The organism is Bacillus sp. PAMC26543, from assembly GCF_014250375.1.
Lineage (GTDB): Bacteria > Bacillota > Bacilli > Bacillales > Bacillaceae > Bacillus > Bacillus halotolerans.
This window is the reverse complement of sequence record NZ_CP060193.1, coordinates 2974766-2991006: the sequence shown is the minus strand read 5'-3', so window position 1 is coordinate 2991006 and position 16241 is coordinate 2974766. Positions and strand designations below refer to the sequence as shown.

15 protein-coding genes and 1 pseudogene are annotated in these 16241 nt (G+C 45.6%); 8 read left to right on the top strand and 8 right to left on the bottom strand.

Annotated features, from left to right (window positions below; all coding sequences use genetic code 11):
• Positions 1-10: 10 nt before the first annotated feature.
• The 4 genes from H7F27_RS15135 to H7F27_RS15120 all read right to left on the bottom strand — a co-directional run bounded on the left by H7F27_RS15135 (position 11) and on the right by H7F27_RS15120 (position 2240).
• Positions 11-244 (bottom strand): spore germination protein GerPB, encoded by a 234-nt coding sequence (locus tag H7F27_RS15135; protein WP_105953769.1) that lies wholly within the window; start codon positions 242-244, stop codon positions 11-13.
• Between the two features lie 14 nt (positions 245-258).
• Positions 259-480: a spore germination protein gene (locus tag H7F27_RS15130; protein ID WP_010333672.1), complete on the bottom strand. Its 222-nt coding sequence runs from the start codon at positions 478-480 to the stop codon at positions 259-261.
• 486 nt (positions 481-966) lie between these two features.
• Complete coding sequence (locus H7F27_RS15125; RefSeq protein ID WP_024120848.1) at positions 967-1131, bottom strand: aspartyl-phosphate phosphatase Spo0E family protein; 165 nt, start codon at positions 1129-1131, stop codon at positions 967-969.
• Between the two features lie 152 nt (positions 1132-1283).
• The gene (locus tag H7F27_RS15120; RefSeq protein WP_185848101.1) at positions 1284-2240 is read right to left on the bottom strand and encodes a CotH kinase family protein; all 957 of its coding nucleotides are present in this window, start codon (positions 2238-2240) and stop codon (positions 1284-1286) included.
• A gap of 157 nt (positions 2241-2397) precedes the next feature.
• Between H7F27_RS15120 and H7F27_RS15115 the strand changes: the two genes are divergently transcribed.
• From H7F27_RS15115 to H7F27_RS15105, 3 genes are all read left to right on the top strand, one after another.
• The gene (locus tag H7F27_RS15115; protein WP_044156469.1) at positions 2398-3303 is read left to right on the top strand and encodes a fumarylacetoacetate hydrolase family protein; all 906 of its coding nucleotides are present in this window, start codon (positions 2398-2400) and stop codon (positions 3301-3303) included.
• A 114-nt stretch (positions 3304-3417) separates the two neighbouring features.
• Positions 3418-3774, top strand: coding sequence for a YisL family protein (locus H7F27_RS15110; protein WP_044156468.1), 357 nt, complete (start codon positions 3418-3420; stop codon positions 3772-3774).
• A 168-nt stretch (positions 3775-3942) separates the two neighbouring features.
• Positions 3943-6627: a S8 family peptidase gene (locus tag H7F27_RS15105; RefSeq protein ID WP_185848100.1), complete on the top strand. Its 2685-nt coding sequence runs from the start codon at positions 3943-3945 to the stop codon at positions 6625-6627.
• A 29-nt stretch (positions 6628-6656) separates the two neighbouring features.
• Here the strand turns inward: H7F27_RS15105 and H7F27_RS15100 are convergent, their stop codons facing one another.
• A complete protein-coding gene (locus H7F27_RS15100) occupies positions 6657-7214 on the bottom strand; it encodes a DUF2777 domain-containing protein (RefSeq protein WP_101863829.1) in 558 nt (185 codons plus the stop codon).
• A gap of 174 nt (positions 7215-7388) precedes the next feature.
• Between H7F27_RS15100 and asnB the strand changes: the two genes are divergently transcribed.
• Positions 7389-9233, top strand: a complete 1845-nt coding sequence (asnB, locus tag H7F27_RS15095) for an asparagine synthase (glutamine-hydrolyzing) (RefSeq protein WP_024120854.1) — start codon at positions 7389-7391, stop codon at positions 9231-9233.
• 144 nt (positions 9234-9377) lie between these two features.
• On the opposite strand, the gene H7F27_RS15090 is transcribed toward asnB, so the two are convergent.
• Entirely contained in the window at positions 9378-9857 is a 480-nt protein-coding gene (locus tag H7F27_RS15090) for a DinB family protein (RefSeq protein WP_024120855.1), read from the bottom strand.
• A 286-nt stretch (positions 9858-10143) separates the two neighbouring features.
• On the opposite strand from H7F27_RS15090, the pseudogene H7F27_RS15085 reads away from it, so the two are divergent.
• Positions 10144-10973, top strand: a pseudogene (locus tag H7F27_RS15085) (phytoene/squalene synthase family protein).
• Between the two features lie 28 nt (positions 10974-11001).
• Here the strand turns inward: H7F27_RS15085 and H7F27_RS15080 are convergent.
• A complete protein-coding gene (locus tag H7F27_RS15080; RefSeq protein WP_059293074.1) occupies positions 11002-12369 on the bottom strand; it encodes an MATE family efflux transporter in 1368 nt (455 codons plus the stop codon).
• 123 nt (positions 12370-12492) lie between these two features.
• On the opposite strand from H7F27_RS15080, the gene H7F27_RS15075 reads away from it, so the two are divergent.
• From H7F27_RS15075 to H7F27_RS15065, 3 genes are all read left to right on the top strand, one after another.
• Positions 12493-13356 carry an AraC family transcriptional regulator gene (locus tag H7F27_RS15075; RefSeq protein WP_095713660.1) on the top strand — a complete coding sequence of 288 codons (864 nt, stop codon included), beginning with the start codon at positions 12493-12495 and terminating at the stop codon, positions 13354-13356.
• A gap of 17 nt (positions 13357-13373) precedes the next feature.
• On the top strand, positions 13374-14396 hold the full coding sequence (locus H7F27_RS15070; protein ID WP_185848098.1) for a LacI family DNA-binding transcriptional regulator: 1023 nt from the start codon (positions 13374-13376) through the stop codon (positions 14394-14396).
• Positions 14397-14600: 204 nt separating this feature from the next.
• On the top strand, positions 14601-15629 hold the full coding sequence (locus H7F27_RS15065; RefSeq protein WP_185848097.1) for a scyllo-inositol 2-dehydrogenase: 1029 nt from the start codon (positions 14601-14603) through the stop codon (positions 15627-15629).
• 51 nt (positions 15630-15680) lie between these two features.
• On the opposite strand, the gene H7F27_RS15060 is transcribed toward H7F27_RS15065, so the two are convergent.
• The gene (locus tag H7F27_RS15060; RefSeq protein ID WP_101860838.1) at positions 15681-16190 is read right to left on the bottom strand and encodes a DinB family protein; all 510 of its coding nucleotides are present in this window, start codon (positions 16188-16190) and stop codon (positions 15681-15683) included.
• Positions 16191-16241 lie beyond the last annotated feature (51 nt).

Genomic DNA, 16241 nt, shown 5'->3' with positions numbered 1-16241 from the left:
CATCTTATTATTAACGGCCAGGGGGCTGGAGCGGCACCAATGATCCTGTATCGGGCCCTTCCGATTCAACCTGTTCCCCCAAAGCGGAAACCTCAGGTGCGGGTTCCACATAGCTGCCCGTATTATACAAGTTTGAAAGAGACTTAATAGATCCGGCGCTCCCGATTTGCAGTATGGAGGAGTTGCTGATTGATTCCAGCCGGAGATAGTTAATTTGGATGGTTTGATTGATATAAAAATTCATGAAGCACCACTCCTTTACGCATTGCCTGCGATCGGCTGATCAACCACATCATTGTCGTACACATTCGTTGCGTTTTTATAATTCATCACCTTCAGACTGTCACCGGTATTAAAGCTGCCTGCCCCGGCAAACGTTCTGACCTCGGCTTGAGGAGAAATGGTAATGCAGTCTCCGATATGAACGACTCCGCTCGTACCGACCGCATTAATTTTAAACGCTCCGACGATTGCCGGCATACGAGCACATCCTTTGTTGTAAAATTGAAAAAAGGCAGGTAAAGTAAGGACAAGATTTGTTTCTGCTGGGCTATTCACGATAGCTTATGACAAACGCACATTTGTGTGAGAGAAAATTAAATGGGGACATGCCGGAGAGATGTATAAAAAAATCCGTTTATTTTTTCCAGATGAAGATTTACACATTTCAGAAGCTGGGTATTGTATATGGCCAAGCGGAAATGCGGCGATGCTGCCGCTGTCCGCCTGCGTGATTGTATAGTGTGTTGCGTTGGTGTATGTGCAAAAGAGGTACAGGAAATGTCTTTCGGAGTAATTCGTGCTGCTGGAGTGTTATCTGCCGTGATATTTCATGCTGATCCTGAAAGGGTCTGCTGAATTGTTCTTGTTTTCGGACGGCAAATTCTCGCCCTGAAGCATATCTCAGGATGTTGATGAGCAATAGCGGCGGGTGAGGCGGGAAGCCTTTAAATACATATCATATGATCACACACGGGCGTTTTGCCCCCAAGAGGTGATTTCTTCTTTAATTCGAATATTGAGCAGACTGTCCAGCTCTTGGCTGCATTGAATCGTTTCTTTCGAATTCATACCGTATTTTTGTGCTGTTTCAATTAGCATAACTCTCATTTCTTCAATTTTTGTATTCATGAAACAATCTCCAATTCTAGATTTTATTTTGATGCATACAGGATATAGATAGTATAACCTATTTTGGCTGAAAAGGTTGCCTTTCGTCAATTTGACTAAAAAAGCGACAATTTTTGCTGCGGTCTTTTTGACTTGCTCTGGTGGAGAAAGGACTATAGTCTCGCCAGGTGTACTTGTAAAAAGTCCTGCCGCTCTTCGATTTCGCGCAGGATATTTGCTTGCTCCTTCTCTAATTGTAAGGGGCTTTTTTTCATATGCGGATCATCGCTTGCTCTTTGACAAATGTCAAAATGCCAGTCCCTGATAAACGGAGACAGACGGTCGATCGTAAACTCCCGGCTCAGTACGTTTTTCATTAGCGCGTGATATTGTGCCCGGAAAGCTGGGATGGAGAGAAGTCTTGACGCAAGTGTACGGCCGTTTGTCAATAGAGGGTCTTCTTCTGTAAATCCGTATGCGGCAAGCGCTTTTGTTTCCATTGGAGCGATGTGAAAGCGGCCGGCCTCGTTCAAACAAAAGCCGTAATAAAAGGCTTGGCGGGTGCAGGCGCTGCCGATCAGCCATAGGAAAAACAGCTTTACATCAAGATATAATTTAATTCGTTCGGCAAATTCGTCATCCTCCGCTGTGCAGATCAGCGTGAGAAATTCACGTAAGTATGCGGTGCGCTGTCTGTTTTCAATGGAAGCGTCGTGGTTGAAAACAGACAGCGGAACCCTCGGATCGGTATCCTTCACTTCATAAATGGCTCCTTTCGGAAGCCGGCGATTCTCATCGAGCCCATCAATTTTTAAATAAATGCCTTCCCTTTGGCCATTGATGATCAGAAAGATGTAAGAAGCATCCTGGGAAGCGACGCCGATTTGATGAAAAAAACAATAAGCAAGCCTGCGCCGCATCAGTGAAGGATCATCTTGTTCCGCATTCAGATAAAACTTTTTTTCACCGAGCGGAGACTGATCACAGTTTATTTCATAGGACGCCTTTTGCAGGCTGTCACGCTGTGTGAGAAGAATGGGAGAAACGATTCTGTCTGTCATCATCAGTCCTTTGGCAGTCCCCGTTCTGTTAAGCTGCTGCCGACGAAAAAATAAATGTATGCTTTCCATATTCTTTCCTCCTCCTCAGAAGCCATTTGTATGATATGTACAGCGAGCCAGTCCCGAAACGGGAATGAAAACACGCATTTGATAAAAAGGAATTTCAGCATTCGACAGAGAATAACTTGAAGTAGAACTCTGATTTAAAAGATGATGGAGGAATAACATGAAATTTGCGACAGGGGAACTTTACAACCGAATGTTTGTCGGCCTGATCATTGAAGATGACAAAATTATGGACTTGCAAAGGGCTGAAAAAAAACTGTTTGAACTTGAGACGATTCCGGGTTCGCTGATTGAGTGTATCGCAGAAGGGGATAAATTTGTTGCGCATGCAAGGCAGCTGGCCGAGTGGGCGAAGAAACCAAATGATGAGCTTGGATCATTTATTTACTCATTATCTGACGTGAAGCTCCATGCGCCTATTCCTAAGCCGTCAAAAAATATCATGTGCATCGGCAAAAACTATAGGGATCACGCAATTGAAATGGGCAGCGAGGCTGACATTCCGGAGCATCCGATGGTATTTACAAAATCGCCTGTAACAGTCACTGGCCACGGTGATGCGGTAAACAGCCATGAGGAGGTCACCTCTCAGCTCGATTACGAAGGAGAGCTTGCTGTCGTCATCGGAAAAAGCGGCACCCGCATTTCAAAAGAAGAAGCTTATGACCATATTTTCGGATATACGATTGTGAATGATATCACGGCGCGGGATCTGCAAAAAAGACATAAGCAGTTTTTTATCGGAAAAAGTCTGGATACGACATGTCCGATGGGACCTGTGCTTGTACATAAATCGTTAATTCCCGATCCGGAGCGCCTTAAGGTTGAAACGAGGGTCAACGGCGAGCTGCGCCAATCCGGCTCGGCAAGCGATATGATTTTCTCTGTCGCGGAATTAATCGAAACTCTTTCAATGGGGATGACGCTTGAAGCGGGGGACATCATTGCGACCGGCACGCCGTCTGGTGTAGGAAAAGGCTTTACACCGCCGAAATTTCTGCGGCGAGGCGATCAAATCGACATCACGATTGAACCCATCGGAACGCTGTCAAATCAAATCGGCTGATCATAAGGAGGGCGGCACAGGAACCGCCCGCTTTTTCTGTGAATCATCTTTGTAGCAAGGGACAAGTTCGTGGTACTATAAGTGGGGTAATGTTATCTGATAGGGGGAACATGTATGACACACATGCATATTACATCATGGGTGGTAGCGCTGATCCTGCTTTTCGTCAGCTACTCGCTGTATTCATCAGGAAGTGCGAAGGGCGCCAAAATCACTCATATGATTCTGCGGTTATTCTATATCATTATTATTTTGACAGGTGCTGAGCTGTTTGTCCGTTTCGCCAACTGGAACGGGGAATACGCTGGAAAAATGCTGCTTGGCATTATCACCATCGGCCTGATGGAAATGCTATTGATCCGCAAGAAAAAAGAAAAATCAACTGGCGGACTGTGGATCGGCTTTATCATTGTCCTTGTGCTGACAGTGCTGCTCGGTCTTCATCTGCCGATTGGATTCCGATTATTTTAATAGAAAAAGCTTGAACCCGGTTCTAAAGAGAATCGGGTTTTTTTATATGGTTCCTCCCTGATATTCCAAATCATTTAAAATAACCTTAAAATTCCCTGTAAGCGGTATCTCGGCCTATGAAATTATGATACTCTTCAAAAAGATTCATTATTTTACAGGAGGGATAACATGAAACGAAGAAAATTCAGCTCTTTTTTGGCGGCAGTGCTCATTTTCGCACTGATCTTCAGCCTTTTTTCTCCAGGCACCAAAGCAGCTGCTGCCGGAACCATTGATGTAGCTGGTGTGCTGGAAAAAGGAAAAGAACAAACGGGAACCATGAAGGAACCGGAGCAGGCGAAATGGTATCAAGTGAATCCGGGAAAGGCAGATATTCAGAAAGACTCTCATATGGCACTGACTGTTAAGAGTGATGCTGTTCTGAATGTATCTGTCTACCCAAGCAAGGAAAAAGCGCTTAAAGATGAGACGTTTGACATGTACCGTTCCTACACAGCAGAGGATGGAAAGAGTGAAATTGTTTTTCCTTATGCATGGAGCGGCCCTTACTATGTAAAGGTTGAGAACCTTGGGGAAGAGGAAACGGAAGACGGAGGAAGCGCAGAAGCAGCTGCCGAAGCCAAATATACGATTGGATATACAGGCACCAAAAAGCAGCCCTCAGATCTGGAAGAGGCAGAAGCCTGCCCGGTGGAAATGAGTGTCGATCAGAAAAAATCGGGAAAAGGCATTCTGGCAAAGCTGAGAGCGATTCGTGATGAGCAGCTCAGCCAAACAGCAGAGGGCAAAGAACTGACAAGCCTTTACTACAAAGCGGCTCCATTTATTGCTGCAAAACTCGCACTCAATAAAACAGAGAGAAATGAAGTCTATCAAGATCTTGTGACGTTAAAACCGATGTTTGACGATGTGTCAGAAAATGGCGCAGCGTCTGCATATAAGGTAACCGAAAAGGATCAAAAAGCAATCAATCGGTTATATGAAACAGCTTTACAATCCGTTCCGTCTTTCCTGAAAGGGGATATAAAGAAACAGGCGGAGCGATTAAACATCAAAAAGCTTGAGGGCAAGACGGCAGGAGCGGTTTTATCTGAAAACAGTCTGGCGGCAAAAAGCGAAGTTCAGACAACAAAGGTGATTTTTAAGGTAAAAGACAATAAAAGCCTCTCATCAGTACATAACGAAATGAAGGGCTTTTCTGCCAGCGCGCAATCGAAACAAGACATTTCCAATGTGAAAAAGGCAAAGAAACTGTTTGACAACCTCTATTCTTTTGAACTGCCGAAGGATCAAAAGCAAAGCGGGACATACACGGCAAGCGCAAAACGTGTGAAAAGCGCTGCCGCGACATTATCCAAAATGTCTAACGTAGAATTTGCTGAACCGGTTCAGGAATACAAAAGCATGTCTAACGACGTTCAGTACTCTTACCAGTGGCCGCTTAGAAACAATGGTGAAAACGGCGGCATCAAAAATGCAGATGTCAAATATGAGCCTGCCAGCACATTGCTGTCCAAGCGCAAGCTGAACGATACATTGATTGCGGTTGTGGACACAGGTGTAGACAGTACGCTTGCTGATTTAAAAGGGAAAGTAAGAACCGATCTGGGACACAATTTTGTGGGACGGAATAACAATGCAATGGATGATCAAGGGCATGGAACGCATGTCGCCGGCATTATCGCCGCCCAAAGTGATAACGGCTATTCCATGACTGGCCTGAACGCCAAAGCGAAAATTATACCGGTTAAGGTGCTTGATTCAACAGGCTCCGGAGATACTGAACAAATTGCCCTCGGCATCAAATACGCAGCTGACAAAGGAGCAAAGGTCATTAACTTAAGCTTAGGCGGAGGCTACAGCCGCGTGCTTGAATTTGCTTTGAAATACGCGGCTGACAAAAACGTCCTGATTGCGGCAGCCAGCGGAAATGACGGAGCCAATTCCTTATCTTACCCAGCTTCCTCTAAATATGTCATGTCAGTCGGAGCGACGAACCGCATGGATATGACAGCAGACTTTTCTAACTACGGGAAAGGTCTCGACATCAGTGCGCCGGGTTCTGATATCCCGAGCTTGGTGCCGAACGGAAATGTGACGTACATGAGCGGAACGTCCATGGCGACGCCTTATGCGGCAGCTGCGGCAGGGCTGCTGTTTGCGCAAAATCCGAAACTTAAAAGAACAGAAGCAGAGGATATCCTGAAAAAGACAGCGGACGATATTTCCTTTGAAAGCGCCGACGGTGAAGAAGAGGAAATGTATGACGATAATGGCGATCCAATCGAAATTCCCCGCATTCCAGGAGTTGACTGGCATTCCGGATTCGGCCGGCTGAATGTGATGCAGGCTGTCAGCGCTGTTGATTTACAGGTGAAGGTCAATAAGCTGGAAAGCACGCAAACAGCCGTCAGAGGAAAAGCGAAAGAAGGCACGCTGATCGAGGTGATGAGCGGCAAGAAAAAACTCGGCAGTGCCAAAGCGGGAAAAGACGGTGCATTTAAAGTCAGCATCCCGACTCAGAAACAAGATAAAGTCCTGCATGTGAAAGCCTCAAAAGGCGATGCAAAAACATCCATACAAGTGGTTGTCGTGAAAGGAAAACCATCCGGCACACCGAAAGTAAAGGCTGTCAAAACGAAAGACACAGCAGTAAAAGGCACGGCCAACAGCAAAGCGGTAATCAAAGTGAAAAACAAATCGAAAAAAGTGATCGCTTCTGGTAAAGCTGACGCAAAAGGTGCCTTTACGGTAAAAATCAAAAAACAAAAAGCCGGTACGGTGCTGTACGTCACGGCAGCTGATACGGATAAAAAAGAAAGCAAGGCTGTAAAGGTTGTTGTAGAAAAATAAAGAAAAAGCGGTGCTGAAGCACCGCTTTTTTATTTGCGTCCCCGCTGGACCGCTGAATACATAATGGAACGTTTTCCATCGGAAGCCGTCCATTCGAACCGGTCGCCAGCCGCTCCTCTGCTGTAGTGGTGCTGCAGCGCGCATTGGGCGGTATCATTTGAAAAGTGATAAAAGGAAACACCATGTTCCTCTGAGATATTTGAAAAGACCTCTTTATTATAAGAAAACACGCAATCGAATACCGATAAACCAAAGCTGTGCAAATGCTGCAAAAAAGCGAGAAAGGTTTCATCATCCAGCGAATCCAGAAGCGTCATAAGCGGACGTTTTACCGATTTTTCATAGCGTATGCATTCTCCGCCGGAAAGGGAGATGTCTTCTCCGCAACATGTCAGAACCATTTTGTCCTGAAAATCGGCCTGCTCCCACTTCCCTTCGCGCTGAATCCAGATCGGTCTGTTTTGAAGACTTTCCGCCAGCAGCACATCACCTTCCTGGTTTTCGATTAAGCATATGCCTTCTTCGACCAGAATGGTGCCGTATTCCCATTTCTGTTCATCTTTATATAGAAATTGTTTTCGTTTCATAAATGAAGTGCTCTCCTTTTTTCTTCGTTCCTCTCTTTTCTTTCCAATACAAGCCTGTCCCATACAACTCTTTTGTGGACAAATCAACTATCTGTCTATAGATGCATAAACTTACTAAGGTGCTGAAAGAAACGAATTTGATACCGAAAGAAACGGGATTGGAGCTGATATCACATGTGTGGAATTACGGGTTGGGTCGACTTTAAAAAGCAGCTCGTCCAAGAAAAACAAACGATGAACAGAATGACAGACACTCTTTCCAAACGGGGGCCTGATGATTCTAACGTTTGGGGAGAGCACCATGTTTTATTCGGACATAAAAGGCTTGCGGTTGTTGATATTGAAGGCGGACGCCAGCCGATGGCATGCACCTATAAAGGGGATACGTACACAATTATTTACAATGGTGAGCTGTATAACACGGAAGATCTGCGCAAAGAGCTGCGGGCGCGGGGCCATCAGTTCGAGCGGACATCTGATACCGAGGTGTTGCTGCACAGCTACATTGAATGGCAGGAGAATTGTGTGGATCGCTTGAACGGCATTTTCGCCTTTGCCGTGTGGGATGAAAAGCGTGATCTGCTGTTTGCGGCGAGAGACCGTCTTGGCGTGAAGCCGTTTTTTTATACGGAGCAAGGCTCTTCTTTTCTCTTCGGATCAGAACTCAAAGCCATCCTCGCACACCCCGAGGTGAAGGCGCGGGTGGACAGAACGGGTCTCTCGGAAATTTTCGGGCTCGGACCGTCCAGAACCCCGGGGACAGGCGTGTTTAAAGGCATTAATGAAGTCCGTCCAGCCCATGCGCTGACGTTTTCTAAAGACGGACTGAACATATGGCGTTATTGGAATGTCAAAAGCGAGAAACATACGGACAGCTTTGAAGACAGTGTGGCCAATGTGAGATCGTTGTTTCAGGATGCGGTGACGCGGCAGCTAGTGTCGGATGTTCCGGTTTGTACGTTCCTATCCGGCGGACTTGATTCGAGTGCGATTACCGCCATTGCCGCAGGCCATTTTGAAAAGGAAGGAAAAGCCCCGCTTCATACTTATTCGATTGATTACGAAGAAAACGACAAATTTTTTCAAGCGAGCGCCTTTCAGCCGAATGACGACGGGCCGTGGATTGAAAAAATGACAGAGGCTTTCGGCACGACGCACCATAAATGCGTCATCAGCCAAAAAGATCTCGTCGATCATTTGGAGGAAGCCGTTCTGGTCAAAGACCTGCCGGGAATGGCTGATGTCGACTCATCCCTATTGTGGTTTTGCCGTGAAATCAAAAAGGACTTTGTCGTCAGCCTGTCAGGAGAATGCGCGGATGAGATTTTCGGCGGATATCCGTGGTTCCATACAGCAGACGTTGAGTCCGGTTTTCCGTGGATGAGATCAACTGAAGAGCGGGTGAAGCTGCTCTCCGATACGTGGCAGAAAAAATTGAATTTGAAGGAATACGTACATGCAAAATACGAAGAAACCCTGGCCGAAACGCCGTTATTAGACGGTGAAACAGGTGAGGATAAAGCAAGGAGACAGCTGTTCTATTTAAATATGCTTTGGTTTATGACCAATCTTTTGGACCGGAAGGACCGCATGAGCATGGGGGCGAGCCTTGAGGTGCGGGTGCCGTTTGCAGATCATCGGCTCGTTGAGTACGTCTGGAATATCCCATGGGAAATGAAAATGCATGACAACCGGGAAAAAGGCATTTTGCGAAAAGCGCTTGAAGGCATTTTGCCTGATGACATCTTATATCGTAAAAAAAGCCCGTATCCGAAAACGCACCATCCTGAATATACAAAAGGCGTCAGCGAGTGGCTGAAAGCGATCAGGAGCCAAAAGGACTCCGTGCTCCATACCTTGCTGGACAGAAACCAATTGGATCAGCTTTTAGAGACGGAAGGCTCCTCCTTTCAGGTCCCATGGTACGGACAGCTGATGAAAGGACCGCAGCTGATCGCCCATCTTGCCCAAATTCATACATGGTTTGAGGCGTATCGGATTGATATTGACGAGAGGTAGGTTCTATGCAAATGTTTTTAAAAGCCGGAGATGTATAGATTAAAATAAGAAAGGATAGATGGGCAGAGAAATATATGCTCTATCTATCCTTTTTTTTACAACAGCAATATCGAAGTGTTGTTGCGCCAAAGTCCCCACGTTCCTTCAATATGAATGAATAGGTTTTAATGTTCTGCCGATAAAACTAGCTGATACTGGGCTTAACTTTAATTCCCTAGCCCATACAGAAAGTTGACCAATATGGTGGATTTCGTGAGCGATTATATGGTGTAATATTTCATCTCGCGTATATAGAACATCTTTCTCCCAAGGAACGCTTACAAGTTCATCTTTTATTTGCTCTGAATGTGTTTCTAAAACATCAATAATTTCAGTTCGGAATGTATTTGAGAGGGATTTCACTTTATCGAGTGTATGATAATCAGCGAACTGAACAACGATATCTTCTTTTCCTTGGATAGCACGAACCCAACTATATTCCACGTCAATAATATGAAAAAGGGTATATAAAATATTCTCTACCCCGCCAAGATGGTTTTTAAGTAACTCTTCAGTGCTTAGTTGATGACACCAAGTAAACCATTGATCTCTAACCTGCCAGTTATATTCAAAAAATTTTATCACTGAACTCACTCCATTACTATAATGTATTAAATAACAATTAGCCCTTTTTTCCGTGATTCCTCTTTTATTGAATCAGTGATTGAGAAGTGTTTAATCTCTATCTGTTGTATGGCATTAAAAATAAAAAAGCATATCTCGTTGATGGTCCTGTTCAGACTAGGTATTCGAGGTTTATATGATTGAAGCAGCATGTTGCGCATTTTTCATTCTTGTTACTTTTACAAAGTAAGAATCGGCTTTTTCTTCATATACAATTAGGAGAAAACATAATAGACTTGAAGAAGCAGTGATACATAGGAGTGAAAAGAAATGAAAGAGATAAAAGAAGCTTATCAGCAGTGCGGACAGATTGTCAGCGAATACGCGCCAGCCTGTTACCAGGCATTCTCATTTCTCCCGCTGAAGCAAAGACAAGCTGCTTGGGCCGTTTTGGCGTTTTGTCATACGGCAGCCAGTGCAGACGAGAAGGCGATACCTGTATTTGAAGCTGAGGCTGAACATGTTTTTCAAAGGGCAAGTAACGGGAAACACGATTTGTGGAAAGCGTTCGACCATGCGTATCAGACATTTACATTAGACAGCGAGCCTTTTCGGGAGTTCCTTGCCGCAAAGAAAGATGAATCGAAGACGCATGAAACCCTTGATGAACTGCTCATGGACGCATATCAGACGGGCGGAAACGCGGGATTGATGCTGCTGCCGATGCTGACGCGCCGAAATCAAGATCAGCTCAAACAAGCAGCGGTCTCTCTCGGCTTGGCCATACAGCTGATTCGAATTTTAAACAATCTCGGAACGGACCAGCATCAAAAAAACCGCATTCCCCGCCAGGTGATGCAGCAATTCGGCTATACGGAAGACGATCTCCAAAAAGGCACCGTCAATAAAGCGTTCACGATGACGTGGGAGTACATCGCTTTTGAAGCGGAGGCCTACCTTGAAGAGTGCCTGGATGCCCTGCCGATTTTCCCTCAGTATTCTCAAAAAGCGGTAAAAGCTGCAGCTCAGCTGTACCGAGCCATTCTGGAAAAAATCCGAGCAGAGCAGTACAACGTATTTGGACACAAGCATGCCTTAACAGACAGCGAAGCAAAATTGATTCTGTCCGAGCTGTAAAAAAACACCCGGCTTGTTCTGCCGGGTGTTACGCCATACCTTTTTGAATCCAGATCCGTGAGCGCCATCTTCTGTACATTAAGATTCCCCGGACCCATTCGTCCGCGATAAAAGAAATCCATACGCCGGCAAGCCCGAAACCGAGATGAATGCCGAATAGATAAGCAAGCGGAAGGCCGATGCCCCACATGGAAATCATCGCCATGTAGACCGGGAATTTCGCATCCCCCGCGGCGCGCAGAGAGTTAATAATAATCACATTAAACGAGCGGCCCGGTTCAAGGATGATGGTCATCGCAATCAAAAGGCTTGCGGTAGCAATAATATCAGGGCTTTGTGTGAAGATGCCGATAAGGTCTTTTGAAAAGATTGTCATCAAAACAGATGTGGCCGCAGCGATTCCGAGCGCCCAATACAAGCTTTTCATGCAGCGCTCATAAGCGGCGTCAAACTGTTTGCCGCCGATATAGCGGCCGATTAAAATTTGTGTGCCTTGGCTGATCGCAGTCCCGAAGAGCAGAATAAACATCGTAATATTTTGCGTATACACTTTGGTTGTTAAAGCCTGCGCCCCCATGATGGCAATAAAATAAGTGACAATCATTTGCGAAAGGTTATAAGAAAGCTGTTCGCCTGCTGAAGGAATGCCGATTTTCAGCAGCTTGCGCAAATGGTCTTTATGCATATGAAATACTTTTTTCAACGACATCTTCAGCTGAATGCGTTTGTTTACAATGACAATCATCGCGATTAATCCGATAACACGCGCGATAGATGTGGACATGGCAACACCGGCTACGCCGAGAACTGGAAAGCCGAACAGACCGAAAATGACAACAAAGTTTCCGGCAATGTTTAAAATGTTCATGCCGATTGTGACAAACATTGTATCCTTTGTGTAGCCATAGCTTTTTAAGATCGCGCTGAATGTCATGATTAAAGCCTGAATAAAGGACAGACCTCCGACAACTTGTAAAAAGACTTTAGCGTCAGGCATCAGCTCATTTGATAATCCCATCATATGAAGCAGAGGAACTGCCGCAAAAAAGATGAGAGCGCTGATCGCAAGGCTGATGAAGAAGTTGGCTGCGATTGACACATAAGCGACTTCCATAGCTTCTTTCTTTTTCCGGGATCCTAAAAATTGTGAGATGACAACAGTTGTTCCTGTTGCGATAAAACTGAACATCACGATAATTAAATTCAAAATCTGGTTGCTGACGCCGACTGCCGCCACACTGTTATCTGAGTATTGGCTGAGCATCAGTGTATCAGCATTACCCATAAACATATATAATGAGACCTCAATAAAGATCGGCCAAGTAAGCGAAAATAATGAGAACGATTTGTCAGCGGGTTTTTTCAAAGCAGTTGATTTAAAGACAGCTTGTTTCATAGTGTCTAACCCCTTTCGTAAATAAAATCAACGTTTTAAAGTGTACCTCCATTTCCTTATAATAAAAAGGGAGAGAAACGATACTTCTTGCAAAAATCCGACTTAAAAAGGAGGGTGATCAAATTGCCTCGCATCCTGTTTACAGTCCCGCCTTTTCCGGTGTTTATTGCAGCCGGAGAAGGGGTTTTTAAAAAAGGAGAAACCCATGTCAAACGCGTTTTTTCTGTATTTGATCTGATATACGTCAAGCAGGGGACGTTATATATCACTGAAAATGAAAAATCGTTCTCTGTTGAAGGGGGCGAATATATCTTGCTTTCTCCCGGTCTTGAACACTATGGGACAAAGGGCAGTGATGAAGCGACCTCCTATTATTGGCTTCACTTTGATGAACATCAATATGAATTTACCGCAAAAGGGGGCAGCAATTGGGCAGAGCTTCAGCAGGAAAAGGGGAGCTTCGAGGAGCCGGCCCGCTACGGGCTCGCATTGCCGAGAAAAGGCAAGGTGCAACGCCCGCAATTTATGGCGCAGCAGTTTGAAAGGCTCATTGATTACTCCGCAGAAAACTCCGATTTGCCGCTCAGAAAACAAATCTTGTTTGAAGAGCTGATGCTGCACCTTCAAAAGGAGGCGTTTCAAATTCCGTCTGCAAAAGAGCGGGTGGCATGGGAGGCGGCCCGATACTTACAGGAGCATTATAAGGAGAAAACGACAATCAAGGATCTGTCGCTCGCCCTGCACTATAATCAGGATTATGTGACCCGCTGCATGCAGCAAGTGCTTGGTGTCACGCCGGGGCAATACACAAATCGGGTGAGAATGACTGAAGCAAAGCGTCTTTTATCCTCGACAAATGATAAAATGGGCGTCATCGCGGAAACGATTGGAATGGAGGACCCGACATACTTTTCAAAGCTCTTTAAGCAAATTGAAGGCATTTCACCAATTGAATACCGGAAAATTGTCAGCCGGAAAGTTCAATGAGCAGACGAGGGATGAAGATGAAAACGACAATTTACGATGTGGCGAGGAAGGCGGGTGTCTCGATCACGACCGTATCGCGCGTCATTAACCATACGGGCCGGATCAGTGACAAAACAAGGCAAAGGGTCATGAATGTGATGAAGGAAATGGAGTACACGCCCAATGTCCACGCCGCTGCTTTATCGGGAAAGCGGACCAATATTATCGGCCTTGTGACGCCTGATATTTCAAACCCGTTTTACGGCGAGCTCGCGAAAAGCATAGAGGAAAGAGCGGATGAGCTTGGTTTTCAGATGATCATTTGCAGTACCGATTACGATCCGAAAAAAGAAACGAAATATTTTTCTGTCCTAAAGCAAAAAAACGTAGACGGCATCATTTTTGCGACAGGAATTGAGAATCATGACAGCATGTCAGCTTTAGAGGAAATCATTAGCGAACATATCCCGCTCGCCATGATTTCTCAGGATAAGCCCCTTCTTCCGATGGATATTGTTGTGATGGATGATGTTCTCGGCGGGTATGAGGCTGCCAAGCATCTTTTGTCACTGGGCCACACGAGGATTGCCTGCATTGTGGGTGACGGGTCAACGACAGGTGAAACAGACAGAATCAAAGGATTCCGGCAGGCGATGGGGGAAGCGAATGTGCCGGTCGATGAGTCGCTGATCGTTCCGACACGCTTCTCTTTGGAGAGCGGAAAGGAAGAGGCGGGAAAATTGCTGGACAGGGATAGGCCAACCGCTATTTTTGCTTTTAACGATGTATTGGCCTGTGCCGCCATTCAGGCGGCGAGAATAAGAGGCATCAAGGTTCCGGATGACCTGTCCATCATCGGGTTTGATAACACCATCCTTGCTGAAATGATCGATCCGCCCCTGACAACGGTAGCCCAGCCGATTAAAGAAATGGGGCAGCGCGTCATTGAACTGCTGGCGGAAGAAATCGAAGGAAAACGAAAGGCAAAACAAAAAATAGTGTTATCACCCGAGCTAGTGATCAGACATTCTACAGCACCGTTCAAGAAAAGAATCCGATAATGCAGCGGGTTCTTTTCTTTTTGACAGCGAAGGCGAAAAAGATATTGCATGGGAAGAAAGGACATTGTAAAATGAAATCACCTTTTGAGAAAGCGCTTGCGCAAAAATATATCGGCCAATTAGTGGATGAACCGCTATTTTTTTAATCATTCTGGTAAAGCGCTTTCATTAGGCGAAAAAAAAGGAGAATAAGGAGATGAGGACATGGGGAATCGAGTAAGATGCACGGTATTAGGGTTAGGGAGACTGGGATACTATCACGCAAGAAACCTTATGACCAGCGTTCCGGGAGCTGAGCTTGTCAGTGTCGGTGATCCGATGACAGAAAGAGCCGAGCAGGTCGCTAAAGAATTCGGGCTTGAAAAATGGTCGGATGATCCGCATGAGATTTTAGCAGATTCCGAGATTGATGCAGTGGTCATCGTAACGCCGACAAGCACACATGGGGAAATGATCATCAAAGCGGCGGAAAACGGCAAGCAGATTTTCGTTGAAAAACCGCTGACATTAAACCTTGAGGAATCAAAATCAGTTTCTGAAAAAATAAAAGAGACAGGTGTCATCTGCCAAGTCGGTTTTATGAGGCGTTTTGATCCTGCATATGCGGATGCGAAACGGCGGATAGACGCGGGTGAGATCGGCAAACCCATCTATTATAAAGGCTTTACACGCGATCAGGGAGCGCCTCCCGCTGAGTTTATCAAACATAGCGGAGGGATCTTTATCGACTGTTCCATCCATGATTACGATATTGCCCGTTATTTGCTCGGAGCGGAGATCACTTCTGTTTCCGGACACGGCCGGATTTTAAACAACCCGTTTATGGAACAATACGGCGATGTTGATCAGGCGCTGACGTATTTAGAGTTTGATTCCGGCGCAGCGGGAGACGTCGAGGCAAGCAGAACCTCTCCATACGGCCATGACATCCGTGCAGAAATTATCGGGACAGAAGGCAGTATTTTCATAGGGGCATTGAGAAACCAAAATGTGACCATCCTGACCGCTAAAGGGAGCAGCTATGAGATCATCCCAGACTTTCAAACTCGTTTTCATGAAGCCTACTGCTTAGAACTGCAGCATTTTGCAGAGTGCGTCCGGAATGGAAAAACACCGATTGTGACAGATGTCGATGCGACGATCAATTTAGAAGTCGGCATCGCCGCGACCGATTCGTATCGAAGCGGCAGGCCTGTACAGCTTGATGTGGAGCGTGCTTATACAGGTATGTAAAAGTTAATAGGTTCCATTTGAGGCTTTTCCGCCAAAAAAAGCAAGGACAGTTTAGCCCTTGCTTTCTCTTTTCTCATATAAATAGTACATATAATCAGTAGGTACGCCTGAATGGCCCAGCTGTCTTAGCATGGCCGTCACGTTCCCTCTGTGATAAGTGCCGTGATTGACGACATGCAGGATGGTGTCTGCATAGGTTGATTCCAGTGTACCGAGTTTCGGATGCTGCATGGAGAAGGTCTGTTCTAAGTCCGTTTGGCGGCTGAAGAAATGATGATACTGTAATTCCAACTCGGAAGCGTGCTGTTTAATCGCTTCCATATTGCCATGCGCGGACTCGAATTTGCCTGTGCCGTCTATAATCTCTTGGTAGTCCACTCCCGAAAGAACGTTCAGCCATATGTAGTCAGCCCTGCACATATGAAGCAGTACGTCACTGACTGAAGGGAATACGCTCTTTACTTCTTGATAAGCAGTTTCCTCCGGCAGGTGTTCGATATGGTTCAAGATTCGCTTGTTCGCCCAGGAATGGTAGTCATAAAACTGTTTAGCATCAGTCACAAACATCGCCCCCTTTTCTAAATAGAATTCGATGTTTAGGCTGTGGTTTCC

Bases quoted from the DNA above. Each gene is read 5' to 3' on its own strand.
- H7F27_RS15135 (WP_105953769.1), bottom strand. From the start codon at position 244: ATGAATTTTTATATCAATCAAACCATCCAAATTAACTATCTCCGGCTG.
- H7F27_RS15130 (WP_010333672.1), bottom strand. From the start codon at position 480: ATGCCGGCAATCGTCGGAGCGTTTAAAATTAATGCGGTCGGTACGAGC.
- H7F27_RS15125 (WP_024120848.1), bottom strand. From the start codon at position 1,131: ATGAATACAAAAATTGAAGAAATGAGAGTTATGCTAATTGAAACAGCA.
- H7F27_RS15120 (WP_185848101.1), bottom strand. From the start codon at position 2,240: ATGGAAAGCATACATTTATTTTTTCGTCGGCAGCAGCTTAACAGAACG.
- H7F27_RS15115 (WP_044156469.1), top strand. From the start codon at position 2,398: ATGAAATTTGCGACAGGGGAACTTTACAACCGAATGTTTGTCGGCCTG.
- H7F27_RS15110 (WP_044156468.1), top strand. From the start codon at position 3,418: ATGACACACATGCATATTACATCATGGGTGGTAGCGCTGATCCTGCTT.
- H7F27_RS15105 (WP_185848100.1), top strand. From the start codon at position 3,943: ATGAAACGAAGAAAATTCAGCTCTTTTTTGGCGGCAGTGCTCATTTTC.
- H7F27_RS15100 (WP_101863829.1), bottom strand. From the start codon at position 7,214: ATGAAACGAAAACAATTTCTATATAAAGATGAACAGAAATGGGAATAC.
- asnB (WP_024120854.1), top strand. From the start codon at position 7,389: ATGTGTGGAATTACGGGTTGGGTCGACTTTAAAAAGCAGCTCGTCCAA.
- H7F27_RS15080 (WP_059293074.1), bottom strand. From the start codon at position 12,369: ATGAAACAAGCTGTCTTTAAATCAACTGCTTTGAAAAAACCCGCTGAC.
- H7F27_RS15070 (WP_185848098.1), top strand. From the start codon at position 13,374: ATGAAAACGACAATTTACGATGTGGCGAGGAAGGCGGGTGTCTCGATC.
- H7F27_RS15065 (WP_185848097.1), top strand. From the start codon at position 14,601: ATGGGGAATCGAGTAAGATGCACGGTATTAGGGTTAGGGAGACTGGGA.